Raw genomic sequence first — 24,666 nt, forward strand, 5'->3', positions numbered from 1 at the left:
TTGCAACATGACAGCCGTTCTACCGATCGATATCAAAGCGACCGATCCGTCCAGCTGAATGCATTACATACCCTCGCGCATCACATCCGCAATGTCATGTCAAGCAATCGCATGACAGCGATGCCGTTTCATGCCGGGAAACCAATGGTCACCGGCGGTACAGTGGGCTTTATGGGACTTAGAAGCGAGCCGGAGACGGCGGGCGTGATCCGTATCGGCGTGTTGGATAATGATCCGTTCGCGTTGGATGCGATGTGTGCGATGATCGCGGCCATGTCCCGGGATTTCCGCGTCGTGTGGAGCACGGGGTCGCCGGCGGTGGCGATCGAGCACTGCCACAACGCGCATACGCGGCCGGACGTGCTCGTGCTGGACATGGCGTTGGGCGGCATCACCGGCGCGGACGTGTGCCGGCGCATCCGGCGCAGGACGAGCGAGGTGGGCGTCATCTGCGTCACTTCGTATTCGACGGACGTCTATCGGACGGAGGCGATCAAGGCTGGCGCGCAGGGACTGCTCGCCAAGGAACAGCTCAAAACCGACATCGCCGACGCGGTGCGGCGGACGGCCGTCGGGAAGCCAACCGCCGCGCAGGCCGCCTTGGGCTTCCGTGATGCGGCATCGGCGCATGAACTGTTGTCCGATACGGTGCCGGCAAAGATATCCGAAGACATGAAGGACTCGTTGTCAACACGTGAGAAGGACATCCTACGCCTGTACGCGCAACGCTTGACCACCGACGAGATCGCGGTCCGGTTGGGCATCGCCAAGGGCAGCGTGTTCACGTACGTGCACCGGGCGGCCGACAAGCTCGGTGTGACCAGTCGCAGGGAGGTGCTGGAGGCATGCGCCAGATACGATCTGCTGTAAACCGGCTTATCGAACGAGTCGGCCCGGGCAACGACCATCCGGTCATCGCCGTAACTTGCGTGCTGCTGGCTGTGGCCCTCATTGCGGAATACATGGCCCGGGCCACGGCGTATGTCTCCTCAATGGTGAGCGTACAGCATCTTGCCTTGGTACTGGTGATACTCGTCGGTCTGATCGGCGGCATGTTCCGCCCGCGATGGTTCCTGTGGGCGGCGCTTGTGGCCGGGGAGATGCTCATGCTGGCGATGCCGATGATCACGCCGCTTGCCGTCATCATCACCTGCACGGGGTTCCTCGCCTACCTGGACACTTGGTCGGGTGCGATCGCCACCGGCATGCTGCTCATCTCCACCACGTTCGGCGTCGAACCCAGCAGAGGCCGCCTGCTGGTGGCCACATTGCAGAACCTCGCGTTCTACTGCTTCCCGCTATTGACCGGCCTGCTGCTGCACATGATGCGCCAACGTGACCATGACTCGTATCTGCTGCGCCGCCAGCAGGAACGCGAGGATACAGCCTGCAGCCTGCACGACACCATCAGCAACGACCTCGCCTACCTCATCCTGCGCATCGACCACGCCGAAACCAACGGTATGCCCAACAGCGAACCCGAATACCGGCAACAGCTCCGGGAACTACGCGACGCAGCCGATCGCGCCATGACCCACACGCACGCGGTCATCGACTCACTGGAAACACAGCCATCGCGGCAGCCGCAGCCGGAACCGTCGGAAGCACAAGACGGAACACCGGCGCCGATTCCAGCCGGCGATCTCGTATCCGCGCAACAGGGAGAACTGCAATCCTTGATCGACGACGAGGAGACGAGACTCGAATCGCTCGGTTTCACCGGCGACAATCTGCTCGGCAAACTCCGCCATCCGCTCCCGCCCGACATGATGCGACTGCTCACGGGCCTGTTGACCGAACTGTACGCGAACATCGCCAAACACGCCGACCCGACCGAATGGTACGCCGTCTCCACCAGCTTCGACGCAAACGACATCCGCATCTCCGTCAGCGACACTAGCGCCGAACATGACGGGAAACTTGGATTGGGTAGCGGTCTCGACCGCTACCGCACCATCATCGAAACCGCCAACGGCAGCTTCGCCATCCGCACGGAACAGCGACACTGGCAACTGGACGTCTGCATCCCGAGCAAGCCATGAAAAACATCGTCAGATTCTGCAGCTCGGGTTACAGGAGCGCAATCACCAGAGCGATGGCGGCCAAACCCGCCGCTACGCCAATCCCTACAGCAAGGAAGGAGTTTGATTTCACGTCGCCTTTCAAAGCCGCAAGCAGGGCCGCGATCAGCAGCAACACTCCAGCGGCTCGACAAAACAAACTCAGGACGTCTCCGGGGATCGCGAACGCGAGAGCCTGCAATGCTACGGATACGCACACCAGGATCATGACCAGCCGTCTGACGCCGCCGTTTTGCACCGACATGTTATGAGTGGACTTTTCCATTGCGATCACTTCCCTTCCTCGGGACTCGGGTTCATCGCTATATCTATTCAATCCGAGAACGGTCGACGGTGCAACATCATGTCAAGCAATCGCATGACAGGAGTCTTCGCAGCCATAAGCAAGTTCTTCTGCATGGTTTTAGACGTCCCTTTGCGTCTGGGCCACGCATGCGGCGGTGACCGCGATGATGACGTATGCCAGTGCGACCAGCCCGCTCAACGTCGGATTCATGTTGGGAGACTGTTCCAGTATGGCGGTGCCGGCGATGGAAGGTAGCCACTCGTGCAACGTCCGCGGGTTCGGCAGATTCGCTACGACGATGGGCAGCAGATAATACAAGGCGATGTAGACGACCGCGCCCTTGCCGACCGAGTTGAAGGCCACACACAGTGAGGCGGCGACAAGCATGCGCCCTGTAAGTATCAGAGCCACGGGAAAGCAGAGGAACAACGATACGGACAGCGGCGCGGGCCATACTCGCGCCGGTACGACCGAGCCGAGGATGAGACGGGAGGCGCCGGTCGCGGCGAGCCCTCCGACTGCGACCGTGATGAGACCGACAGCGACGATGTCGGCGCACAGGGTCAGGAACAGTCGTGTTCGTTTCGGTTCGATCAGGAACAACGGCATGGCCGTGGCCGTGTTGGTCAGGACGCGGACGGACAGCAGCGCAGCGATGATCGCCACGGGTTCGCTCATGGGCATGACCGCCCCGGCGATGCTTGGCCCCAATCCCGTGAGCGTGGCGAGACCATCGAGTGTGGAACCGGAGGAGAGCATGAGTCTGACGGAGGCGCTGGTCAGTGCGGCGAACGCGGCGAACGCCACCGGTAGTCCGGCCCATGCCATGAGCGGCGCCGGGCGGCATACCACGTAACGCATGAGCAGCATCATGCGTCGCAAACATTGGTTGCACCCGTTCATGACGTGCCTTCCTTTCCCGAGGATCGGCGAATCATGCCGGTCATCACCTCGCGCAGCGTCGGCTCGACGTGGTCGAGCCGGACCAGTGGAACATCGCGTCTGGCCGCGACGGCGAACACGTCGGCCGCGTCCGTCCGTCGGGCCAGGTATTGGCCGTCCTCCAAGGAACGAATGTCGGCTCCCATCGCGGTCAGATCGTCCAACGCCAGAGCTTTCCCGGTTTCGTTCGCGTCGGGAGCGAACCGGAACACGGTTCCCGACTCGCCTCCACCGGCAGCGGCGACCTGTTCGAGCGAACCGCAGGCCATTTGCCTGCCGTGCATGATGATCAGCACATGGGTGGCTATGCGTTGCAGTTCGTCGATCTCGTGGGCGGCCAGAATAACGGTCTTGCCGGCGGCGGCCCACTGTTGCAGCAAACCGTGCAGCCACAGCCTGCCGGCGATGTCCAGCCCGTTGAACGGCTCGTCCAATACGATGATCGGCGCGTCGGCAAGCATCGCCCCGGCCACGCCCAGCCGTTGGCGCATGCCTGTGGAATACCCCTTGATCCGGGCCTTCGGCCAACGGTCCAACCCGCAATCGCGCAGCACGTGACGCACACGACGGCGCACGTCGGGCAATCCCATCATGCCGGCCATGAACGTCAGATACTCGCCGCCCGTCATCGACTCGTCGCCCAGACGCCCACCCAGGAACACGCCCACATGCAATCCCGGCTGTTCCAACCGCCGGTACGGGCATCCCATGACCAACGCCCGCCCCTGACTGGGAGCGGACAGGCCGAGCACCATGCGCAGCGTGGTGGACTTGCCCGCACCATTCGACCCGGCCACCGCCAGCACCTGACCCGGCCGGGCCTCGAAATCGATCGGGCCAACCGTCGGACCGGACGCATACCGCTTGATCAAGCCACGGGCCTCGACCACAGTGTTCATGACAAAACCTCGCCGTGACGAACCGGCGGTTCCGGGGCTTGCGCATCCGTCTCGTCGTCGGCCGTCCCATCGTCGGCAACGATATCATCCGGTTCCGCCGGTTTCTCCTCCAAACGGACGACTCCCTTACGCTGGTCCATCACCTCATGCACCAGATAGACCACGAACGGCACATACAGCAGACTGCACACCATCGTCACGATCATCCACGCGAACTGGCGGCGAGCCCACTGCCGATACGCCGACACCAGCCAAGCCGCCGAACACGACCACTGGAACACCGTCACCTGCACGGCGGCTGGTGGCGCGGACGGCACCCCGGCCAACAGGTTCGAGAACACCTCCCGCGCATACCCGCCATACGCTGGCAACGCCACGACCTCCGCGACACCCAACCATGCGATCAGCACGCCGGCCAACACCAGATACCACCAGTGCAACGTCGCCCGCCGACCACCGGCGATACGCCACTTGACGCCCTCGAACCAGACCGAAAGCCTGACCGATATCGTGCGACCATCCATGACGAATCCCCCTCGACAATCACTGTGACACATCAAGCTATAGCGGCGTCATGCAGGACGGGACAACATGCTGTCAAGCGATCGCATGACAGCCGTTATGGTCTCATCATGTGATGTCCTTGCTCATAGGCTTAATCTGCCCGATCCTTCTTTCTTTTTGCGAGAAGTATTCGGGTGGCCCGGACTGATAGGATTGCTAGAACGAGTGGGACGACCACCCATTTAGGGAATTGCATCGCGTTGAAAACCAATGCCATTGCAAGGATCAACACGTACGCCAAAAACTCCCACCATTTTACGGGCAAACGATACGATACTTTTCTTTCACGTTCTTGCACCGGTGTTTCGCCAGTGGATTTTTCCATTGCGATCACTTCCCTTCCTCGGGACTCGGTTTCGTCGCTATATCCATTCAATCCGAGGACAATCGACGGGGCAACATCCCGTCAAGCAATCGCATGACATGATGTTGATCTGCGGAAGTGCTGTATCCTCACATGTGAGAATCCAGTCAGGGTTATCTAGACACGTTTCACCGCCTTAAGCAGCAGCCATGCACTTGCCATGGCAACAACTGCACCGACCGGAATCACATAACCGGCAAAGCGCGTCCCGCTTAGCATCCATGTGGTCGGTATAACGGCATGCAGAATCGGCGAGCCCTCGAACATGCCGGAGCTGACCGGAAGGCCGGCGAGAATGAAGAAGCCGACAATGCTCCAAGCGACAACAGGACTGGCCCAGAGTCGCAGGACGAAGCATGCAAGGGAAAGAACGACAGCGGTGAACGCAAACATCAAAGCGACATGCAACGAGAGCGGTCTCTTATTGACGATAAATCCGACGGCAAATCCGTACAGTAGAGTCAGGCAGATGCTGACCGCGACGCCAAGCAGTAGTGACTTCAAGGTAAAGCGAAGCAGGAGCCGATCGTGGATGCTGAAGGAACGATACGAGCGGGGCACCCTCGCATGGGAGAAGACGAGACCGGCCGTGGTTATGGGAAGCGCCATCACCATCGCCGACTGCGCCACCGCGCCCATGCTCCCGTAACGCAAAAAGAACAGCGGAAGCAGCAGCACGGCCACAAAGGTGAGCGTCGACCAACGGATCAATGCCACGCGCCCGATACGCAATAGGGACTTCATTTCCTGTCCACTCCTTCGCGACGGAACCAGCTCAACAAAACATAGACAACCAGGAGCACCACAATCGGGACGACCACCACCACAGGGCCGACAGGCGATCGGCTCGCCGTTTCCGCCGGCGACATCACGGTGCCGTTCAGGTTCAGTCCGACGACCCGTAGGGCGTTCGCGACGTAGGGCGTCGCATAGTCGGACAGGTCGCCTGGCAGAAGAACCCATGCATAGCAAAGGATGGCCGAGACGATCCCGGCGACTTCGGGATTGACGGCAATCTCGATCATTGAGTAGATCAGGGAAATCGCAAGGCTCTGCAGCACGACGAAGCACAGGACAGCAGCCAGATTCGGATGCATCCCGGTACCCGTCAGAACCATGATGACGTCGAAGCACAATACGCTCAGCAAGTTCACAGCGGCCAGAATCAGAGCCCGGAATATGGTTCTGAGCGAGCATGGCTTCCATGCGGAATACACGTGGCGGGGCAGACCTCCATAGTGCGCCTTCGCAACCCTGGCATCGCACACGAAGAGCAGCGCAAGACAAATCACCGGCTGGGTGCCGGTGAAGAAGAAGCTGTATCCTCCGGTTATCGGGGTTCCGTTTGCCGCGCTTGAAATCCACGCACCCAGCAGGAGGGACGCCACGGCACCGAACGCCGCGGCGAGGAAATACCATACGTTCCAGTAATAGGCGACCAACGCGCGAACAGGAGAAACGGCGCTCACGACCCTACCTCCCCTGATATAGATCCGCGAGGTTCACCCCGGTCAGATCCGTGACCTGCACGGCCCGGCCATGTCGAATCACGATGCATTCGTCCGGGACTCCCTGGATCTCATGGAGCAGATGCGTGGAGATGACGACGCAGTTGCCCTTGTCCCGATAGGCGCGAAGCGTTTCGGACAGAGAGGCTATGCCATCGGGGTCCAGGCCGTTCTGCGGCTCGTCGAGGACAGGAACCTCGGATGCGGCACGAGGGCGAGACAGAGCTCCAGACGCTCTTTCATGCCCGTCGAGTAGTCCTTCGCCTTCCGCCCATGCGCCGCTTGATTGATACCCACACTGTTCAACGCCGTACCCGGGTCCACGTCCAGACCCCAGAACGCGGAGACCACCTCGACGTTCTCTCTACCACTCAGGTAAGGAAAGAAACTGGGGTGGTCGATCGCCGCGGACATCTCGTTGATATTCGTCCCGGTGTATGTGACCTCCCCGCTCACGGGCCTTATTCGTCCAAGCAGCGTCTTCATCAACGTGGTCTTGCCCGCGCCGTTCGCCCCGAGCAGACAGACGATCCTACCCGTATTCAACCGCAAGTTGATGTCACTGACAATCGGGGAATTCTTGTACCCGATCGAAAGATTGGTCGCTGATATAACTGACATGATCCTCTTTTCAAGAAATGTGTTTCTAGAGGTACAAGCCAAGAGTGCCTTGCCCCGGAACCACGTGTTTCATTTAATCCATTGCTGTTCGGAAGTGCAACATGCTGTCAAGCGATCGCATGACATCAATCTCAATCGCGGAATTCGCTCATGCGCCATACCTTCCTTTTGCGGCACGTCATAGTTGGATGGTGCCGTCGCAGGCGTTGGCGACGTGGTCGGAGTGGGTGGCGATGATGACGACGGCGCCGTTCTCGGCCATGCTGCGCAGGGTGTGGATGACCATGTCGGCGTTGTCGTGGTCGAGGGCGCCGGTGGGTTCGTCGGCGAGGATGACGCCGGGCCGTTTGACGATGAGTCGCGCCAACGCGACGCGTTGCTGTTCGCCGCCGGAGAGCCGGTAGACGGGGTCGTGCTCACGTCCCTTGAGCCCGACGCGGCCCAATGCCCGGCTGATTCGGTTTCGCCTGTCCTGCCGGCTGGCTGTGCCGTGCATTGCGACGTCGAGGTTCTGTTCGATGTCGGCGTTGTCGATCAGCGCGTAGTCCTGGAACAGGTAGCCCAAGGTGCGTTTGCGGAACAGTCTGGCATGACGCGGGTTCATGGCCGTCAGGTCGTCCGGCCCGCATTCCAGGGTTCCGGCGGTGGCGTGGTCGAGCAGGCCAATGATGTTCAGCAACGTCGATTTGCCCGAGCCGGACGGTCCGGTCAATGCGATCATCTGTCCCGGTTCGATGCGGAACGTGAGATCGTGCCACAGGGTTCGTTTCCCGAAGGTCTTCCCGAGTCCGGTCGCGATGATGGGCGCGCCGGGCAGGCAGTGGTGGTCGTGCATGGTTTATTCCTCTCTGGAGTGGTTGGCGGCGAGGATACGCGCGTAGCGTGCGGTCGCCAGCAGGTAGACGAGCATGTTCACGACGGTGACAGCGGCGATGAACGCGGGCTGCCATCCGCCCAGCAGGTAGATGTCGGCGACGCTCCGGGCGCCCATAGGGGTTCCGGCGCGCAGTCCGCTTTGGATGACCAGGTATGCCGAGAAGAGGATCGGGGCGAGGGCCAGCATGGTTTCCGCGGTGATCGCGAGCCGATGGGTGGCCGGGAAGCTCCAGCCGTGCACGTAGCGGGCGAAGATGCGTTGGGCACCGCCGCGTACATGCGTCTGGGCGGCGGCGATGGCCGAGGCGATGAGGATGGCGATGGCGACGAGCACGTTCATCAGGTGGATGCGCAGGTTCGCCTGGAGCTTCGCGAAGTCCGCGGCCGCCTTCGCGCTGACGCTGCTCACGGCGTAGATGAACGGCTGCAGTCCGGCCTCGCGCAGCGAGACGAGCGCCTGGTCCGGGTCGGTGAGCATGGCGTTGCCCGCGGAGGCGTAGGCCGTGTAGTCGTCGGGCGAGAATATTCCGGTGTCGGAATCCACGCCGACGAGCACCGCGTCGTGGAACAGGGTCTTCTGGTTCGGCATGTTCTGCTGTCCGTAGCCGAACAGGGACTGGCCGGGCTTGCCCGTCAGCACGGTGATCCGGGGCGTCGCGACGCCATGCATCTGGCTCTGCGAGCCGATGAACGCCCGTACGATGTTCTCGATCTTCTCGCGTTGGTCCTGTTTCGATGCGGGTATCACCACCAGTACCCCCTGGCCCGGCACTTGTGTGATCCGCCGGCCCGAGGCGTCTTGCACCGTCTGCGCGTGCAGATAGTTCGAGTTCACCACCAGCACGTTCCCGGACAGGGAAACCGCGCCGTCCGCCGGCGAGCCCGTCTGGTTCGTAACGGCGGAAAGCTGTTCCAGCGTGTATCCCTCTTCGGCGAGGATCATCCTGCCTTGTCGTTCCTGCGAGATCAGCCATTGGCCCGTTGCGGTCGAATACCGGTCCTGCTCATCGGAGGAGAGCCGGGGGTTGAGTCTGATGGCGCTGGCTTGGCCCGCCGTGGCCCATGCCTGTTGGGCTTCGGCCTGGTCCAGGGCCTGGCTTGCGGCCATCCCCGCGTAAGTGACCGCCCAGACGGCCAGGATCACGGCGGGCACGCGCACGCAGTAGATCAGCCCGGACGCCAAACGCGCCGACAGTCGTCCCTTGAGCGATGCCAGCAGCGGCGAACGGGACGCCACCATAAACCCGATGAGATACGCCACGACGATCACCATGAGGAACACGGCGAACACGCCGCACGCCAACGCCAATGCCGCGCCCATATGCGACGCATGGTTGTACAGGGCCAGGAATCCCGTGAACCCCAGCAGCACAGCCAGGGTCGCAGCCAGAGTCTGGCGGATGTTGGCGCGGACGTCACGCGCGATGACGCTCCAGCTGGAGTTGCCCTGCAGACGCTGCACGGCATACCCTTTGACGTTCATCAACGCGAACATGCCCGCCAGCATCGCGCACAGCAGGACCGTCACCGCAAAGCTCACCCCCAGCGGCTGATTGCTCAGCCACTGCGCGTACGAAGCCGTGTAGTCGGTCTTGACATCCACCTCGTACCCGTCCGTGCGGAACCGCTCGGCGAACGCCCGGGTCGCGGCCGGATCACCGTACACGTAGTAGCTGCCGCGCGGGTCCTGACCCGAAAGCCGGGAGAACGACAATACCGTCGTGGTCATCGAACGCGTGAACCCCGGATACCCGTCGGCCAGCCAACCGGCCGGCTCCCCCGACCTGTCCCCGACGGCCACATACAGCGTGCGCGACCCGCCCGGGTCCCTGATATCCTCCACCAATTTGACGATGTCGGTGCCCGTGTCACTAGCCGTCCGTTCGACTCCCGCGATGGTCGACGCACTGGGCGCGGACGGCGTCGACCCAGACACCTGCACCGTGCCCCGCACACCCAACGGCGCCACGGCATCCAACCCGCTAAGCATCACAAACGAACCGACAGCGGCGACCAGCACCGCCACCAGTATCGCAAGCTGAATGGTCCTGCCCCGCATCATGGCCTCCCTGTCATGCCGCGTGGTGTAGTTCCAGCACCCGGTCGCATTGCGCGGCGATGCCGGTGTCATGGGTCACGACGATCAGCGTCTTGCCGTATTCGTGCTGCAGGGCGAGCATCTCGTCCGAGACCAACACCACCGTCAACACACAAACGGCGACCTTCAACAGCCTGTTCATGACGCTTCCCCCTTCCCGCCGCAACCTCGCGGCGAACGCTATGGTCTCATACTCCCTCGAATCGCTGGCATCAGCCATCGGGCGAGGGGATGAACGCGTGCATCATCCGAACGGACGATGCACGCGGTTCTCATCATGTGGTCATCCCGCCAGCTCGGTTTCCCCAAGGCGGAGCCACGATTTCCTCAGATCCGATCCATGCAATCGGCACGCCGGCCAACACCAGATACCACCAGTGCAACGTCGCCCGACGACCACCGGCAATACGCCACTTGACACCCTCGAACCAGACCGCAAGCCTGACCGATACCGTGTGACCATCCATGACGAATTCCCTTCGACAATCTGATACATCGATCCATAGCATCGCCATGCAGGACGGGACAACATGCTGTCAAGCAATCGCATGACAGCTGCATCGCATCATCAATCGTCAGAGTGTGTTTCCATACTTGTAATTTTTGCGGGCATAACTGCCGGCGAAGGTTCTTTATCCGTCTCCCGTTCCTCGTGCTTCGTATCCGCGGGCTTGTTCGATGACGGTGCGCAGCATGCGGCCGCTGACGGTGATGTAGCCCTGTGTGGTGGCGAGGCTTTCGTGGCCGAGCAGTTCCTTGATGGCCATGACGTTGCCGTTGGAGGTGATGTACGCGGCTGTGGCGAACCTGCGGCGCAGGGAGTGCGGCGGGTACCCGGTGGCGTCCTTGACGAGTCGGTATACGGTGTCGCCGCAGATGTGGTCGCAGCCCTTCTCGCCGGGGAACAGCCAGCCCGGTCCGCGGCGGCGGATCTCCCGGGCGAGTTCGTCACTTAGCGGCACGATGCGGTCCTTGCCTCCTTTGCCGTGGACGATCAGGCTCCAGCCGAGTTCGTCGTCGATCAGGTCGTCGCCGCGCACTTGGGCGATTTCGGCGCGGCGTAGGCCGGCGTCGGCGGCGAGCATGATGATCAGCCGGGTGCGCGGGTCGCTGCTGTCGCGGCCGATGAGGACGGCCTGTTCTGGTGCGGCTCGTTTCTTGCGCTGTTCGCGTTTGATGGTCGGCATGCCCTCCACGGGGTTGTCGAGACGCTTCCCGTTGCGCTGCGCCCAGCCGTAGAACATGGAGAACATGCATCGGTCGCCGCGTTTGGCCGCATTGCCCAGTCCCTTACGGCCGAGCCATTTGCGGATGTCGCTGGCCGTGACCTCGCCGGGATGCTTGCCGGTGTGCCGGGCGAACGCGCCGATCTGGTAGCGGCGCAGGTTGATGGTGTTCTCGCTCAGGCTGCGCAGCCGCATGTCCGCGGACCATTCGTCGACCCAGTCGTTCCACGGTTCGGGCATCATGTTCTTCTTGCTCATGGGGTTCTCTCGTCTTGCTTTCCGATACGCCGACGTGGTCAGGGAGAGACGTGCGGGTATCTGGTCGTCGCCGGCGGTGCGGCGCGTATGATGGTTCGTCCTTGAAGCGGGCCGGCCATCGCTGGCCATACTCGTCCCTTTCCGTCAAGCCCGAAGCACAAGACGGTAGCGTAGAACCGCGTTTATGACAACGTTAACAATCATTCCAGCCGCACACCTGCACGGGAAGTTCAGACTGCGTTTACCGTTCATTTACGGTATCGGTAAATCTAATCGTTTAACGAAACAACGGCCCCTCCAAAACCTTTTGGCAGTTTGGAGAGACCGTTTATGCTTACGTTGTCACTCTGTAGTCGGCGTCGTTTCGCCGCCGGTGGACACGACCTGCCCGACGTTCATGCCCTCGCCGTACTGCTTGACGGAGTTGACCACGGAACGCAGGTTGAGCGGGGTGACGGTCACGTAAGCCTGCGTGGTGGCGAGGCTTTCATGGCCGAGCAGCTCCTGCACGGCGCGGATGTCGCCGCCGGAGCTGATGTACGCGGCGGTCGCGAACCGGTGGCGCAGCGTGTGCGGCGAGCAACCGGTCGCGTGCTGTATCCTGCGATACACGGTGTCGCCGCACACCGGCCCCTTGCCACTGACGTGCGGGAACAGCCAGCCCTTGGGCGAGGCGAGGATCGCGTCGGCCAGCTCGTCGGTCAGCGGCACGATCCTGTCCTTCGCGCCCTTGCCGTGCACGATCAGGCTGCGGCCGGACAGATCCTCGGTCACGTCCTCGCGGCGCACGATCGCGATCTCCGCGCGGCGCAGGCCGGCCTCGGCGGCGAGCATGACCATGAGCCGGGTCTGCCGGTCGGCGTCATGCAGCCCCTGACCGACGGCCGTCTCCGGGGCCGGCACCTTGTGACGGGTCTCGCGCTTGATGGACGGCAGATCCTCGGCCGGATTGTCGGCGCGCAGGCCGGCCTTCTTGGCCCAGCCGAAAAAGTTGCGCACCGCGTTCATCGTCGAACGGCGGGCCGCGTTCGACGGCGGGCGCACGATGTACGACTTGAGATCCGCCTGGCCGATCTGCCACGGCGGCTTGTTCGTCAGTCTGGCCAGATCGGTGATCTTGTACCAGTAATATCCGATGCTCCGCTCGCTCAGATTGCGGAAGCGCATGTCCGCGACCCACTGGTCGAGCCACGGTATCCAACTGTCCGGCGGCTGCCGGCGATCCTTGAACTCCATGATCGCGTTCTCCCTTTTGCGACCCCGGCAAACCGCGCCGGACGCGGGGAACGGCACCATGCCGGACCGCCCGGAGAAGGCGCCGCGGCGACCCTCGTCCAATCCGCTTAAATAAAAGCTTAAAAGGACGGGCGTGTCGCCTACGGCCGTATGGGCTTTCGCGGGGCCGGTCAGTCCCGCTGAAACCCCAACGGTTCCAAGTGCTGTACACTGGTCTCACAACATAAGAAAGCCCCTATCGAATGACCGGAATCCGATTCGTTTAATTCGTGGGTTGTGGGTTCGAATCCCACGGGGGGCACCGCGAACAAGCCTCGAAGCCAATAATCCCAACGGTTTCGAGGCTTTGCTTTACCCCGCACAATCGAGTTAGCAAAGCATCACATCAATAGGTCGCCACCCAGCAACAGCCCGGCGCATGTGACAGCAATACGGCCTGAAGCAACACAGCCTCAGGATCATAGACACCGTATACGCGGCGACACGGACCGAGCCTCGACAATGAGCGGCACTCTGCCATATCTGATAATATGAAGTCAGCTTCACATGAAGCGAACTTCAGTTCTTCGGCGTCGTTACGATCATAGAAGGCGGTGATGCGGGTCAATGAGGACCAGGGTTCGTGAATATCGCATGGCAACGGGTATGACGCAACAGCAACTTGCCGATCTGGTGTTCGTGTCGTCGCGCACGATTATCTCGATCGAGAAGGAGCAATACAACCCCTCACTCATGCTCGCTTACCGCATAGCACGAGTGTTCGGCACCACCGTTGAGGATCTGTGCCTGCTGGAAACCAATAAACAACTCGAAGACGAGGAGAACGGCTATGTCTAGCGCCAATAATCCCACATCATTCCACAGACCAGACGATCATAGACACCATCAGCCCGGTCGCCCGTACGCACATCCACAGCCACAACCGCCGGCCGTTAACCCGAATGGCATGCCGCAGCGAACCATCCTCCCACCTCGTACCCCGAAACCGAACGCCCGGGATATGAAGGAAGCCCGATTCCGGTTCTTCGGCGCCGCGGTGACGCTGATCATCTACGCGCTGATCACGATTATCGGCGCTGGCATACGCTTCGGATGGTCCGGCGCTCGGTTCCAGTCATTTGTCAGCCCCGCCGCGGTGGGCTTAGTAGCCGCAGTATGCTGCGTCGCAGGCGGATACTTCTGCAAGGGCAACACCATCGCTCTTCAGAAAGGTGATGAACGAGACCGACTCATCACATTGAAGGCAGAAGCCGCCAACTCACGTATCTTCTATGTACTTGGCCTGAACCTGCTGATCATCTGTAATACACTTGCCGCAATCTTCGAAACCGCTCCCTTGCGATACATGTCATACGGACTCGGTATTGCCATGCTGGCTCACATCCTGATCGCAACACTGACCAAGACGTATTACGAGCACAAGCTGTGAGCGGCGCAAACGACCCCGCGCATAGGCTTCAGACCCTTGCCGCTGCCGCTGCCGCGAGAAAACGACGAAGGCCCGGCGGTTGGGACCGGGCCTTCCAAGGAAGAGAAGAGAGAAGAAGAAAGGGATTCAGTTATTGCTGCCTTGCGGCTGATTACAGTAAACAACCCTCTTCTGCGCGTACCATAAGCGTTACCTGAGAATTTCATGAAAGTGGCACTGCGGCCAGTCTCCACGCATCCCATTGTCACCACCCTCGCCATTGTCACCACCCTCGCCACTGTCGCCATCGCCAAACCGCCAAACCGCCAATGCCCACTAGTGGTCCATCTCGTAATTGGTTGAGCGGTGCTGGCCCCCTCTGATGAGGGGGCTGTCAGCGAAGCTGACTGGGGGAGAGAAAAAGCTGAATCCCTCAATTATTTACGAGACAGACCACTAGCATCACACCCACCACATCCATTTCAGAGCTTTCACTCTCTCAAACGGGACGAAACATAAGTTTCTCACGCTATCGGTTTATGTTTCGCCCCACTTTGGCCATACAAAACGGGGCGAAACATAAACCGTTGACGTTGAAACCTTATGTTTCGCCCCAAATCCGGCCTCCAGCAGACCTCCAACTGAAGCTACGCGGAAGATTGACCGACATCAGCCAGCCACAACCGGCGCACGCACCGCCGAGCGCACCGCCAAACATCAGCGCTCGGCTTTGTGCTCGGCTTTATGCTCGACGCCGCACCAATCTTCAGTCCGCCGTCACGCCGCAAGCGAAATATGCGGCATCTCACAACCATTGTTCAATTACTTTATCGATAAATCCGCGGCTCAGGGCTATCCTTGGAACCATGAGTGAACTATCCAACTGGAGCAACCCGTTGCGCGACTCGCGCGACCTGCGTCTGCCCCGCATCGCCGGCCCCTGCAGCCTGGTGATCTTCGGCGTCACCGGCGACCTCGCCCAGAAGAAACTGCTGCCGGCAGTATACGACCTCGCCAACCGCGGACTGCTGCCGCCCAGCTTCGGCCTGACCGGCTTCGCCCGTCGCGACTGGACGCAGGAGCATTTCATCGAATTCGTCAAGACCGCCGTGCAGGCGCATTGCCGCACGCCGTTCAAGGAATCGACCTGGAAGAACCTGGCCGCCGGCATCCGCTTCGTACGCGGCACCTTCGACGACCCCGCTGCCTTCGAGCGCCTGAGCGACACCGTACAGGAGCTCGACCGCGACCGCGGCACGCGCGGCAACCATGCCTTCTACATGTCCGTGCCGCCACGCGCCTTCCCGATCGTGGCCAAGCAGCTGGCCGCCTCCGGCCTGTCGCGCTCCTCCGAGGGCGCATGGCGCCGCGTAATCATCGAGAAGCCGTTCGGCCATGACCTGGCCAGCGCCAAGGAGCTCGACCATGTGGTCTCCGAGGTGTTCGACCCGAGCTCGGTGTTCCGCATCGACCATTACCTCGGCAAGGAAACCGTGCAGAACCTGCTGGCACTGCGCTTCGCCAACGCGATGTACGAGCCGATCTGGAACGCGAACTACGTCGACCATGTGCAGATCACGATGGCCGAGGACATCGGCATCGGCGGCCGCGCCGGCTACTATGACGGCATCGGCGCCGCACGCGACGTAATCCAGAACCACCTGCTGCAGCTCATGGCCCTGACGGCCATGGAGGAGCCGGTGAGCTTCACCGCCAAGGACCTGACCGCCGAGAAAACCAAGGTGCTGTCCGCGGTCCGCCTGCCCAAGGACCTCTCGCTGCACACCGCGCGCGGCCAGTACGCCAAGGGATGGCAGGGCTCGCACGAGGTCGTCGGATACCTCGAGGAAAAGGGCATCGACCCCAAGAGCACCACGGAAACGTACGCCGCCATCGAACTTGATATCGACACCCGCCGTTGGGCCGGCGTACCGTTCTACCTGCGCACCGGCAAGCGACTGGGCAAGCGCGTGACCGAGATCGCCGTGGTGTTCAAGCGCGCGCCGCATCTGCCGTTCGAGCAGACCGCTGTACGCGAACTCGGCAAGAACGCCATCGTGATTCGCGTGCAGCCGGACGAGGGCGTGACCATGCGCTTCGGCGCCAAGGTGCCGGGCGGCACCACGATGGAGGTCCGTGATGTGAACATGGACTTCAGCTACGGCCGCTCCTTCACCGAGAACTCGCCGGAAGCCTATGAGCGACTGATCCTGGACGTGCTGCTCGGCGATCCGCCGCTGTTCCCGACCACCGAAGAGGTGAACCTGAGCTGGGAGATCCTCGATCCGATTGAAGAATTCTGGTCCACGCTCGGCCAGCCGCAGCCCTATCGTTCGGGCACTTGGGGCCCAGCCGAAGCCGATGAGATGCTGGCGCGCGAAGGCCGTCACTGGAGGATGCCATGATCATCGATCTGCCCAATACCCGTACGCGCGAAATCGCGCATAAAATCGAGCAACTGCACGAGGAGCGCGGCGAATCCGCGACCGGCCGCGTGCTGACGTTGCTGATCGCCACGGACGACAACGAACTCGAGCATGCGCTGGAAGTCGCCAATGCCGCCAGCCGCGAGCACCCCTGCCGCGTGATTGCGATCGTACCGGACACCGAACATAGCGACAACGCCGAAGCCGGGGGCGACACGGGCGCTGCGGACAGCACCGCAGGCGGCGCATCCGCTGATACCGGTGCCAAGCCGATGGAGAAGACCGACAATCCGGCCGTTGACCTGACCGACGGACCTGCTGGGTCGAACCTGAACGCCCAAGTGCGCTTCGGCGCGGACGCGGGCGCAGGTGAGATCATCATCCTCCGCCCGCGCAACGGACTGATCAACCATCCGGACACCATGGTCATCCCGCTGCTCGTGCCGGATGTGCCGGTGGTGGCGTGGTGGCCGACGAACCCGCCGTCCAATCCGTCCAAGGACCTGATGGGCGCGATGGCCCGCAGCCGTCTGACCGATGCGATGCGCTCCAATAACCCCGAAGCCACCATCGAGCGTCTGCGCCGCAACTGGACTCCGGAGGACGTCGACCTGTCGTGGACCCGCCTGACCGTATGGCGCGGGCTGCTGGCTTCGATGCTCGACCAGCCGCCGCACCTGCCGATCACCGCCGTGAAGGTGAGCGGCCCCAAGGAGTTCCTGCCGATGGATCTGTTGTGCGCATGGCTGCGATTGAAGCTGGGCGTGAACGTGGACGTCGAATATGTGGACGGCGCCGAAGCCGTGACCGGCGTGTATCTGACGCGCGCGGATGGCGTGGTGTCGTTGGAGCGTCCGCATGAGGACCAGGCATTGATTTCGATGCCCGGCCAGGCGCCGCAGGCGATTTCCGTGCCGGTGCGCACCATCGAGGACTGCCTGACCGAGGAATTGCGCCGCATCGACCCCGATGAGGTGTATGCCGAGGTCATCAATGAAGGCTGGGATCTGATTCGGCACTGACTCGCTAAGGAGCATCACATGGCAAACCGCAGACTCATCGTCTATCCGAATAGCGATCTGATGATTCAGGCCGGCGCGCAGCGCTTGGTACTGACGCTGCTCGACCTGCTCGCCGAGCGTCTGCCCGGCGGCGGGCGGCGAGCGCGCGTAGACGTGGCGTTGTCCGGCGGGTCGGCCGCGAAACCGCTGGGATTGGTGCTTTCCGACCCGCTGGCGGCTTCAATCGACTGGTCGCGCGTGCATTTCTGGTTCAGCGATGAGCGCTTCGTGCCGGCCGACAGCGCGGATCGCAACGCTGTGGCCGCTCACCAGCTGCTGCTGGATCAGCTGGTGACTGAGGGCAAACTGCCGGAATCCAATATCCATGAGATGCCGGCTGATGTGCGTTCAGTCGAGGAAATCGCTGCGGCTACTGCTGCCGCAGCCGGCGACGACGAGACCGCGCGCAAGGCCGCAGATACCGCGAACGCCGCGTTGCTGAACGCCGCCGCCCGCTCCTATGAGTCCGAGCTGATTGCTGAACTCGGCCCCGAGCCGGTCATCGACCTGATGATTCTGGGTATGGGACCGGACGGTCATTACGCGTCGCTGTTCCCGGCATCCTCTGGGCACCATGAGGTGCTGGTGCGTGACCGTCTGACGGTCGGGGTGAGCCACTCCCCCAAGATGCCGCCGCTGCGCGTATCGCTCACCGCGCCGCTGATCGCCCGCTCCCGTCACACCTGGTTCTTCTCGGCCGGTGCGGGGAAGGCCGATTCCCTGGCGCACGTGTTCGCTGCGCCTTCGGCGAAAGGCGACGGATTGACCGGCGATCCGGAGTACCCGTCGTCGTTCGCCGGCGGCGTGGACGAATTCGTCTGGTTCTCCACCGACGAGACCGTGACGAAGCTGTAGTCGGTTGGCAGCGCGATGCCGGGCAGCGGTCAGAGGCAGAACGCATCTCCAGATTGCCGCAATATTGCCGCGCTGGTGTAGACATCGGCTGTGTAATCGTCACCGCTATCGACTGCACAGACATCGACTGCTGCTTTCTGCAAAACTACAGTCTGCAGAAAGCAGCAGAAAGAGACGCCAATGAAATATGCCTGTCGTTTTGCGCCAGCGTGCACGGCGACGCTCACGGTCGTGCATGTGGCGGTGCTGGTCGCATACCTGCGGTTCGGGTGTCTGGAGCATGCCTGCACCCTGCCGCCGCTATTCCTCGGGGTGTTCGACGGTGGCATCGTCATCCAATATGAAACCGTGATGCTGTTGCTGCTGGCGGCGGAGATTGTCGGGTGGATCGCCACGCTGATAGTGCTACGCGCCGCCGGCAGGCATCCGATAGCCGGCGTCTGGCGGAAATTGGTTGCCGTAACGGTGGTTGCTGTAGTGCTGTGGCAGATTCCAATGACCTTGCTGATGTCGTTCGGAATCGCCGTGCGGTGGCATATGCTGACGCCGGCAAGTCCGGACGGCTGCATGGTGATCACTTCGACAGATGACAGCGGCATGCGCTCCTCGGGCGGTACGTTCTGGATACACGATCCAGGCAGCTGGGTGTTACGCAATACAGGCAATGGCTGGTATTACGACGAAAACGTCGACTACGACATCATCGAGGACGCCGATTGGTCATTGCAATGGTCCGGCGACACCGCCGTTTTCGACGCTACCGACACGAACGACGCGGGCGGCCTCAATCGGCTCAGCGTCTATACGTCGCATCCCATGACATGCCGGTGAATTGGGTGTTTCTTTAGTTTCCGGGGCACATTGTCTGTCGCGGAAAGGCAATCAATCGATTGATATCGACTACCGGGACAGGTTTTCGTGTCCCGGAAGCTCATTTCGGCCAGTTCCGCGATTCCGGGACAGGACTGTTGTCCCGGAACACCCGTCAAACGATCGGCACCACTACCGAGACAAGTCTTTCTGTCCCGGTAGCGCGATTCAGATGATTTCTTGGTTTCAGAGACAGGTTTTCGTGTCCCTGTAGCGAGATTCGGACGGTTTTGCGATTCCGGGACAGGACTGTCGTCCCGGAACACCTGTCAAACGATCAACACCGCTACCGGGACAAATCCAGTATTGCACAAAACCGCGGAATTCCGCCATTTTTCGCAACCAGCCCACGCACACAACTAAAGCACCCTATACGGAGCTTGTCCCAGTAAGCGAAAAACAGCGCATTACGGATTCAGAGACAGGCTTTCGTGTCCCCGTAGCGCGATTCGGCCGGTTTCTTGGTCTCCGGGACACGACTGTTGTCCCGGAACACCTGTCAAACGATCGATTCGTCTACCGGGACAAGATTATCTGTCCCGGTAGCGCGATTCAGATGATTTCTTGGTTTCAGAGACAGGTTTTCATGTCCCGGTAGCAGGATTCGGACCATTCCGCAATTCCGGGACAGCGTAACGGGTCGAAACATAAGTTTTCTACGCCAGCACATTATGTTTCGACCCGAATCAGATACCCAAAACGGGTCGAAACATAAACCCCAATCAACGAAAGCTTATGTTTCGACCCGTTTACAGCGGGACTCAGCATCGTCTCGATGCGGTACCGCACTAGCTCGGTCAAACCTTAGCGAATCATGTCGTGGTATGGAAATGAGGCGGAATCAATCCGTATACGAACCGCTTAATTTCCTGCAATACGGACAGGCTCTCCGGCAACCAGGTTTGGCCTACGGGGAAGATATGTCCAAGAGTCAGACCTTTCTCCGGCACTAAATCATAGATTTCGCACACCACACCGTTGCGGCGCAGATGTCCGGCGAAGAACAGGCTCTCATGCTCCAGGAAATCATCGGAGCTGGTCGTCAGCAATGTCGGCGGCATCAGTCCTGAAGCTGCCAGCCCGCGTGCGGTAAGCATATCGGCAGGCACTCGTTCCACGGTACTGTCGAAGAACGTGCCACCCATGGCATCAAGGTACGGCAGAATCGACGTGTCGCCCTCGTAATGCACCAGACCATCCACATCGAACAGACCGGAGAAGAACACCGCGCCCTTCGGATCGATATCAGGAACCGGCACATCCGTACCACCCCCGAATCCGAAGGCGTTGGCCATCTCACTGCTCTTCAAGACAGAGATCGCGTATTCGGCCAAAGTCGCGCCAGCGGAATCACCAGCGATGAAGATGGCATCCGGATCGGCAGGATAGTCGGCCAGATGATTCTTCACCCAGTTCAGCCCCTGCAGTACGTCCGCAAGCTGTCCGACGAAATCGACAGTAGGTGCCAGACGGTATCCCAAAGAGAATACGACAAATCCCTGAGCTGCGAGATTCGTGCCAAAATTCCGGTTCAGATCCTTGTACCCGTACACGAATCCACCGCCGTGGATATCCACAATCACCGGCAGCGAACAACCGCCACGAAGCCGCGCGTCATGTGGCAGATACACATCCAGACAATGTGCCTTGCCCTGAGCGGTAGAACCATTGCCGTCCGGCAGATACGGCACATCGGCGTACACATCCACGCCTTCCGGGTCAGACCATACCTCGCAGCGCGTGTAATCAACCCCGAACCCGAAATTCTTACGGGTCTGCACGGCGACCTCACGCACGTTGGCGTCGATGCCGTCGAGGTCCTCATCCACTGGGGTCCATTGGCGTATGCGGTTTATGTCTTTGTCAATCATGCCACTCATAATCATTCCGCCTTCATATCTTCTAGCTTCACGCCGGCGGTCTCCGGCAGAGCCTTGACCACGAAGATCAATCCGAGCAAAGCGAACACCGCGTAGATCGCATAGATATTGCCGATACCGACCATACCCTTAAGAGACGGGAAAGTATTGGAGACCAGGAAGTTGCCGATCCAGTTGACGGCAGTGGCGACCGCCACACCAAGCGCGCGGATGTCGTTCGGGAAGATCTCGCCGATGACCACCCACATGGCAGGGCCCCACGTCAGGCAGAACGTCAGGTAGAAGGCATAGACGGCGGTCAGCGTAATCGGGCCCCAAGCGCCCGGCAGGGAGATGCCCGCATCGGTGACGGTGGCCTGATAGAAGCCAAGACTGGCGACGGCCAGAAAGACAGTCATGCCGATGGAGCCCCACTTGAGCAGGTTGCGACGACCGATCTTATCGACGATGAACATGGAAATGACGGTGACCACCACGGCGGCGATGGTGCGGTACACGCTGATGTTCAATGCGGCCTGCTCACTGAAGCCGACAGACTTCCACAGGCTGGAATCGTAGTACAGGATGATGTTCACGCCGCACAACTGCTGTAGAATCGCGATGCCCATCGCAATCCAGACGACCTTTTTCAGACCGAAGGTACGGCCCTTGAGGTCGGAGAGGCGGGCGATGTGCTCGCTCTGCACCGTGCGACGGATCTCGGCGACCTTGGCGCGCGGATCGGCTTCACCAACGATATGCTCGAGGATTTCAGCGGCCTTGTCGTCCTTGCCCTTCATCACCAGGAATCGTGGCGATTCCGGCAGCTTGAACGACACGATGAGCATGATGACAGCCGGCAGCAGCATGGACAACAGCATCCAACGCCATGTGCTCATACCAAGCCAGAACGTCTCGTCAGCGCCACCGGATGCACCGGCGAATACAGCGTTGACGATGACCGAGGCGAGGATGCCGAGTGCGATAGCCAACTGCTGGAAGCTGCCGAGGAAGCCGCGCATCTGCGAAGGCGCAATCTCCGCGATATAGGCCGGTCCGATTACGGAGGCGAGACCGACGCCCAGACCGCCGACGAAACGGAAGATGATGAACACCCAGATGCCGGGGGCGATGGCCGAGAAGATAGAGCTGACGATGAACAGGATCGCGGCGATGAGAATCGTGGGCACGCGGCCGAGACGATCGGCGATCTGACTGGTGAACCAAGCGCCGATTACACATCCAAGCAGAGCGCACGAGACGGAAAAACCGCTCATACCGCTGCTCAGACCGAAACCGGATGTGGTTCCGGCGATGGAATCGACCGCGCCGTTGATGACGGAGGTATCGTATCCGAACAGGAATCCTCCCACCGCAGCACATAGGCATACGATGATGATGCGCCGTTTGGCCGCTGGATCGAGCGTCTGCTCCGTTGCTTGCGCAGCGGATGGTGTTGCTTGCGACATTGCTTTTCCTTTCTCTTGGCTGACGTCGTCGTCGTTTTCCACGATAAATGGGCGGGATAGGCTGAGTATGCTGTTTTGTGACGTCGTCACCAGCGTTCTGTGATGAAGTTGGATAATCGCGGATCGGCCGGCTTGCTGAATGTGACACCATAGGAATCCGGAGACGAGACTCTGCATAGACCCTGCATAGACCCTGCATAGGCGCACGGAAGGAAGAACCATGGCCAACGAGTTCTACAATGTGTACGGCCCTACGCTGGATAAGGATTTCTGCGAGCAGGCCATGTACTCTTCCAAATACATCGCGCTGATTCTGGTGCATCATGAGCGTGAGATTGTTCCGGCTCATTGGCATTCCGGCTTGGAGATCAACTACGTCGTCGAGGGGTCCGGAACAGTGACCGTGGATGAACGTGTGGAGCCATTGTTTCCAGGCAAGTTGTGCATCAGCAGCCCCTATGCCGTGCATAGTTTTGTCACGGAAAACAGGAATGGCAAACCACCGCTGATTCTCTCCGTCAGCTACGATGGCGAGCGTGTGAAACAGGTCTACGAATTCGCCGAACGCTTTCTGCTAAGTCCTGATGCGCCAAGTGCGACCGATGAGGACCGAAAGCAGATGGCGGAATTGTGCGCAGAGATGCTGGATGCGACGAATCGGCTCGGACCGGAAACCCCGATGCATATCAATGCGCTGCTGTATGAGATGCTGTATATGACTTACCGGCGATTCGTGGTCGGACCACGAAAACAGCCGATCACCAGAAACGGACGGAATGTAATCCAACCAATAATCGGGTATCTGGAATCACACCACACCGAATACATCACCGCAGACGATCTGGCTCAGCATTTCGGGTACAGCCGGGAGCATTTCTGCCGTTTGTTCAAAGACGGCACCGGCATTAGCTTCAAGGAGTACCTGACCGGTTTGCGACTTGAAGATGCATACCAGCAACTGATGTATCAGAACGTGCGCAGCCTGTCTTCCATCGCCCGGGATGCAGGGTTTCCCAGCGTGCGCAGTTTCTCCCATGCGTTCCAACGCAGATACGGGGATTCGCCATTGCATTACCGCAGCAGTCATTTGGAGTGATTGTGGGAGACTGGCACGCTTGGCGTGCGTTGTGCGCAGTATCGGCCGGCTCCTATCCGGAACAGTTCTTCGTGTCCCGGTAGCTCATTTCGGCCAGTTTTGCGATTCCGGGACAGGATTGTTGTCCCGGAACACCCGTCGGACGATCAACACCGCTACCGAGACAAGTTTTTCTGTCCCGGTAGCGCGATTCAGACGGTTTCTTGGTTTCAGAGACAGGTTTTCGTGTCCCTGTAGCGGGATTCGGCCAGTTTTGCGATTCCGGGACAGGACTGTTGTCCCGGAACACCCGTCAAACGATCGAAACCGCTACCGAGACAAGTTTTTCTGTCCCGGTAGCGCGATTCAGATGATTTCTTGGTTTCAGAGACAAGTTTTCGTGTCCCTGTAGCGCGATTCGGCCAGTTCCGCGATTCCGGGACAGGACTGTTGTCCCGGAACACCCGTCAAACGATCGACACCACTACCGGGACAAATCCAAGATTGCACAAAACCGCGAAATTCCGCCATTTTTCGCAACCAGCCCACGCACAGCACCAAATCCCCTATACGGAGCTTGTCCCTGTAAGCGAAAAACAGCGCATTACGGATTCAGGGACAGATTTTCACGTCCCTGTAGCACGATTCGGACGGTTTCTTGGCCTCCGGGACAGGCTTTCGTGT

The 24,666-nt window shown here is 60.5% G+C and carries 25 protein-coding genes and 1 pseudogene; 10 read left to right on the plus strand and 16 right to left on the minus strand.

The genetic code is table 11. From position 1 onward, the window contains the following. Positions 1 to 171 precede the first annotated feature (171 nt). Together BW09_RS05400 and BW09_RS05405 are read left to right on the plus strand one after the other, a co-directional pair. Positions 172 to 870: a response regulator transcription factor gene (locus tag BW09_RS05400; protein ID WP_140463607.1), complete on the plus strand. Its 699-nt coding sequence runs from the start codon at positions 172 to 174 to the stop codon at positions 868 to 870. Further along, the gene (locus BW09_RS05405) at positions 846 to 2,042 is read left to right on the plus strand and encodes a histidine kinase (protein ID WP_258184997.1); all 1,197 of its coding nucleotides are present in this window, start codon (positions 846 to 848) and stop codon (positions 2,040 to 2,042) included. The genes BW09_RS05400 and BW09_RS05405 overlap by 25 nt, the downstream gene beginning before the upstream one ends. A gap of 28 nt (positions 2,043 to 2,070) precedes the next feature. Here the strand turns inward: BW09_RS05405 and BW09_RS10905 are convergent, their stop codons facing one another. The 14 genes from BW09_RS10905 to BW09_RS05470 form a co-directional block, all read right to left on the minus strand. Beyond that, the gene (locus BW09_RS10905; protein WP_181161756.1) at positions 2,071 to 2,346 is read right to left on the minus strand and encodes a hypothetical protein; all 276 of its coding nucleotides are present in this window, start codon (positions 2,344 to 2,346) and stop codon (positions 2,071 to 2,073) included. 138 nt (positions 2,347 to 2,484) lie between these two features. Further along, the gene (locus tag BW09_RS05410) at positions 2,485 to 3,270 is read right to left on the minus strand and encodes a hypothetical protein (protein ID WP_140463605.1); all 786 of its coding nucleotides are present in this window, start codon (positions 3,268 to 3,270) and stop codon (positions 2,485 to 2,487) included. Continuing rightward, on the minus strand, positions 3,267 to 4,208 hold the full coding sequence (locus tag BW09_RS05415; protein ID WP_140463603.1) for an ABC transporter ATP-binding protein: 942 nt from the start codon (positions 4,206 to 4,208) through the stop codon (positions 3,267 to 3,269). Before BW09_RS05415 ends, BW09_RS05410 begins: the two co-directional genes overlap by 4 nt. After that, complete coding sequence (locus tag BW09_RS05420) at positions 4,205 to 4,732, minus strand: hypothetical protein (RefSeq protein WP_240542051.1); 528 nt, start codon at positions 4,730 to 4,732, stop codon at positions 4,205 to 4,207. Before BW09_RS05420 ends, BW09_RS05415 begins: the two co-directional genes overlap by 4 nt. 131 nt (positions 4,733 to 4,863) lie before the next feature. Continuing rightward, the gene (locus BW09_RS05425) at positions 4,864 to 5,097 is read right to left on the minus strand and encodes a hypothetical protein (protein ID WP_140463601.1); all 234 of its coding nucleotides are present in this window, start codon (positions 5,095 to 5,097) and stop codon (positions 4,864 to 4,866) included. Positions 5,098 to 5,253: 156 nt separating this feature from the next. Continuing rightward, positions 5,254 to 5,880 (minus strand): cytochrome C oxidase subunit IV, encoded by a 627-nt coding sequence (locus BW09_RS05430; protein ID WP_140463599.1) that lies wholly within the window; start codon positions 5,878 to 5,880, stop codon positions 5,254 to 5,256. Beyond that, on the minus strand, positions 5,877 to 6,605 hold the full coding sequence (locus BW09_RS05435) for a hypothetical protein (RefSeq protein ID WP_140463597.1): 729 nt from the start codon (positions 6,603 to 6,605) through the stop codon (positions 5,877 to 5,879). The genes BW09_RS05430 and BW09_RS05435 overlap by 4 nt, the downstream gene beginning before the upstream one ends. 186 nt (positions 6,606 to 6,791) lie before the next feature. Next, entirely contained in the window at positions 6,792 to 7,265 is a 474-nt protein-coding gene (locus tag BW09_RS05440) for an ATP-binding cassette domain-containing protein (RefSeq protein ID WP_240542050.1), read from the minus strand. A gap of 178 nt (positions 7,266 to 7,443) precedes the next feature. Continuing rightward, positions 7,444 to 8,100: an ATP-binding cassette domain-containing protein gene (locus tag BW09_RS05445; protein ID WP_140463595.1), complete on the minus strand. Its 657-nt coding sequence runs from the start codon at positions 8,098 to 8,100 to the stop codon at positions 7,444 to 7,446. A 3-nt stretch (positions 8,101 to 8,103) separates the two neighbouring features. Further along, a complete protein-coding gene (locus BW09_RS05450) occupies positions 8,104 to 10,203 on the minus strand; it encodes a hypothetical protein (protein ID WP_140463592.1) in 2,100 nt (699 codons plus the stop codon). A 10-nt stretch (positions 10,204 to 10,213) separates the two neighbouring features. Then, positions 10,214 to 10,381: a hypothetical protein gene (locus BW09_RS05455; RefSeq protein WP_240542049.1), complete on the minus strand. Its 168-nt coding sequence runs from the start codon at positions 10,379 to 10,381 to the stop codon at positions 10,214 to 10,216. Between the two features lie 133 nt (positions 10,382 to 10,514). After that, a complete protein-coding gene (locus tag BW09_RS05460; RefSeq protein ID WP_140463590.1) occupies positions 10,515 to 10,706 on the minus strand; it encodes a hypothetical protein in 192 nt (63 codons plus the stop codon). Between the two features lie 165 nt (positions 10,707 to 10,871). Next, positions 10,872 to 11,723, minus strand: a complete 852-nt coding sequence (locus BW09_RS05465) for a tyrosine-type recombinase/integrase (RefSeq protein ID WP_100496529.1) — start codon at positions 11,721 to 11,723, stop codon at positions 10,872 to 10,874. A 342-nt stretch (positions 11,724 to 12,065) separates the two neighbouring features. Next, a complete protein-coding gene (locus BW09_RS05470; protein WP_181161752.1) occupies positions 12,066 to 12,959 on the minus strand; it encodes a tyrosine-type recombinase/integrase in 894 nt (297 codons plus the stop codon). A 606-nt stretch (positions 12,960 to 13,565) separates the two neighbouring features. Here BW09_RS05470 and BW09_RS05475 point away from each other — a divergent pair. The 7 genes and pseudogenes from BW09_RS05475 (at position 13,566) to BW09_RS05500 (ending at position 19,540) form a co-directional block, all read left to right on the plus strand. After that, complete coding sequence (locus BW09_RS05475) at positions 13,566 to 13,796, plus strand: helix-turn-helix transcriptional regulator (protein ID WP_044089322.1); 231 nt, start codon at positions 13,566 to 13,568, stop codon at positions 13,794 to 13,796. Between the two features lie 163 nt (positions 13,797 to 13,959). Then, positions 13,960 to 14,388 carry a hypothetical protein gene (locus tag BW09_RS05480; protein WP_044089321.1) on the plus strand — a complete coding sequence of 143 codons (429 nt, stop codon included), beginning with the start codon at positions 13,960 to 13,962 and terminating at the stop codon, positions 14,386 to 14,388. A gap of 845 nt (positions 14,389 to 15,233) precedes the next feature. Beyond that, a complete protein-coding gene (gene zwf, locus BW09_RS05485) occupies positions 15,234 to 16,772 on the plus strand; it encodes a glucose-6-phosphate dehydrogenase (RefSeq protein WP_044089320.1) in 1,539 nt (512 codons plus the stop codon). Beyond that, positions 16,769 to 16,982, plus strand: a pseudogene (locus tag BW09_RS11320) (OpcA protein); the annotation flags it as partial. The gene zwf and the pseudogene BW09_RS11320, both read left to right, overlap by 4 nt. Beyond that, the gene (locus BW09_RS05490) at positions 16,961 to 17,815 is read left to right on the plus strand and encodes a glucose-6-phosphate dehydrogenase assembly protein OpcA (protein ID WP_375137560.1); all 855 of its coding nucleotides are present in this window, start codon (positions 16,961 to 16,963) and stop codon (positions 17,813 to 17,815) included. The pseudogene BW09_RS11320 and the gene BW09_RS05490, both read left to right, overlap by 22 nt. A gap of 18 nt (positions 17,816 to 17,833) precedes the next feature. Next, the gene (locus BW09_RS05495) at positions 17,834 to 18,709 is read left to right on the plus strand and encodes a 6-phosphogluconolactonase (protein WP_140464796.1); all 876 of its coding nucleotides are present in this window, start codon (positions 17,834 to 17,836) and stop codon (positions 18,707 to 18,709) included. A gap of 180 nt (positions 18,710 to 18,889) precedes the next feature. Beyond that, positions 18,890 to 19,540, plus strand: a complete 651-nt coding sequence (locus BW09_RS05500; RefSeq protein WP_044089316.1) for a hypothetical protein — start codon at positions 18,890 to 18,892, stop codon at positions 19,538 to 19,540. An 851-nt stretch (positions 19,541 to 20,391) separates the two neighbouring features. Here the strand turns inward: BW09_RS05500 and BW09_RS05505 are convergent. Together BW09_RS05505 and BW09_RS05510 are read right to left on the minus strand one after the other, a co-directional pair. Continuing rightward, on the minus strand, positions 20,392 to 21,450 hold the full coding sequence (locus BW09_RS05505; RefSeq protein WP_161788300.1) for an alpha/beta hydrolase: 1,059 nt from the start codon (positions 21,448 to 21,450) through the stop codon (positions 20,392 to 20,394). 11 nt (positions 21,451 to 21,461) lie between these two features. After that, positions 21,462 to 23,129, minus strand: coding sequence for a sugar porter family MFS transporter (locus BW09_RS05510; protein WP_308810352.1), 1,668 nt, complete (start codon positions 23,127 to 23,129; stop codon positions 21,462 to 21,464). On the opposite strand from BW09_RS05510, the gene BW09_RS05515 reads away from it, so the two are divergent. After that, complete coding sequence (locus BW09_RS05515) at positions 23,128 to 24,003, plus strand: AraC family transcriptional regulator (protein WP_052381965.1); 876 nt, start codon at positions 23,128 to 23,130, stop codon at positions 24,001 to 24,003. The two genes, BW09_RS05510 and BW09_RS05515, sit on opposite strands and share 2 nt — an antisense overlap. The last annotated feature ends 663 nt before the right edge of the window (positions 24,004 to 24,666 follow it).

It is taken from the genome of Bifidobacterium sp. UTCIF-1 (genome assembly GCF_006408915.1).
Lineage (GTDB): Bacteria > Actinomycetota > Actinomycetes > Actinomycetales > Bifidobacteriaceae > Bifidobacterium > Bifidobacterium reuteri.

What these genes read in the sequence shown, in the direction of transcription:
- BW09_RS05400 (WP_140463607.1), top strand. Translation starts at nt 172, where the DNA reads ATGGGACTTAGAAGCGAGCCGGAGACGGCGGGCGTGATCCGTATCGGC.
- BW09_RS05405 (WP_258184997.1), top strand. Translation starts at nt 846, where the DNA reads ATGCGCCAGATACGATCTGCTGTAAACCGGCTTATCGAACGAGTCGGC.
- BW09_RS10905 (WP_181161756.1), bottom strand. Translation starts at nt 2,346, where the DNA reads ATGGAAAAGTCCACTCATAACATGTCGGTGCAAAACGGCGGCGTCAGA.
- BW09_RS05410 (WP_140463605.1), bottom strand. Translation starts at nt 3,270, where the DNA reads ATGAACGGGTGCAACCAATGTTTGCGACGCATGATGCTGCTCATGCGT.
- BW09_RS05415 (WP_140463603.1), bottom strand. Translation starts at nt 4,208, where the DNA reads ATGAACACTGTGGTCGAGGCCCGTGGCTTGATCAAGCGGTATGCGTCC.
- BW09_RS05420 (WP_240542051.1), bottom strand. Translation starts at nt 4,732, where the DNA reads ATGGATGGTCGCACGATATCGGTCAGGCTTTCGGTCTGGTTCGAGGGC.
- BW09_RS05425 (WP_140463601.1), bottom strand. Translation starts at nt 5,097, where the DNA reads ATGGAAAAATCCACTGGCGAAACACCGGTGCAAGAACGTGAAAGAAAA.
- BW09_RS05430 (WP_140463599.1), bottom strand. Translation starts at nt 5,880, where the DNA reads ATGAAGTCCCTATTGCGTATCGGGCGCGTGGCATTGATCCGTTGGTCG.
- BW09_RS05440 (WP_240542050.1), bottom strand. Translation starts at nt 7,265, where the DNA reads ATGTCAGTTATATCAGCGACCAATCTTTCGATCGGGTACAAGAATTCC.
- BW09_RS05445 (WP_140463595.1), bottom strand. Translation starts at nt 8,100, where the DNA reads ATGCACGACCACCACTGCCTGCCCGGCGCGCCCATCATCGCGACCGGA.
- BW09_RS05450 (WP_140463592.1), bottom strand. Translation starts at nt 10,203, where the DNA reads ATGATGCGGGGCAGGACCATTCAGCTTGCGATACTGGTGGCGGTGCTG.
- BW09_RS05455 (WP_240542049.1), bottom strand. Translation starts at nt 10,381, where the DNA reads ATGAACAGGCTGTTGAAGGTCGCCGTTTGTGTGTTGACGGTGGTGTTG.
- BW09_RS05460 (WP_140463590.1), bottom strand. Translation starts at nt 10,706, where the DNA reads ATGGATGGTCACACGGTATCGGTCAGGCTTGCGGTCTGGTTCGAGGGT.
- BW09_RS05465 (WP_100496529.1), bottom strand. Translation starts at nt 11,723, where the DNA reads ATGAGCAAGAAGAACATGATGCCCGAACCGTGGAACGACTGGGTCGAC.
- BW09_RS05470 (WP_181161752.1), bottom strand. Translation starts at nt 12,959, where the DNA reads ATGGAGTTCAAGGATCGCCGGCAGCCGCCGGACAGTTGGATACCGTGG.
- BW09_RS05475 (WP_044089322.1), top strand. Translation starts at nt 13,566, where the DNA reads ATGAGGACCAGGGTTCGTGAATATCGCATGGCAACGGGTATGACGCAA.
- BW09_RS05480 (WP_044089321.1), top strand. Translation starts at nt 13,960, where the DNA reads ATGAAGGAAGCCCGATTCCGGTTCTTCGGCGCCGCGGTGACGCTGATC.
- zwf (WP_044089320.1), top strand. Translation starts at nt 15,234, where the DNA reads ATGAGTGAACTATCCAACTGGAGCAACCCGTTGCGCGACTCGCGCGAC.
- BW09_RS05495 (WP_140464796.1), top strand. Translation starts at nt 17,834, where the DNA reads ATGGCAAACCGCAGACTCATCGTCTATCCGAATAGCGATCTGATGATT.
- BW09_RS05500 (WP_044089316.1), top strand. Translation starts at nt 18,890, where the DNA reads ATGAAATATGCCTGTCGTTTTGCGCCAGCGTGCACGGCGACGCTCACG.
- BW09_RS05505 (WP_161788300.1), bottom strand. Translation starts at nt 21,450, where the DNA reads ATGATTGACAAAGACATAAACCGCATACGCCAATGGACCCCAGTGGAT.
- BW09_RS05515 (WP_052381965.1), top strand. Translation starts at nt 23,128, where the DNA reads ATGGCCAACGAGTTCTACAATGTGTACGGCCCTACGCTGGATAAGGAT.
- BW09_RS05510 (WP_308810352.1), bottom strand. Translation starts at nt 23,129, where the DNA reads ATGGTTCTTCCTTCCGTGCGCCTATGCAGGGTCTATGCAGGGTCTATG.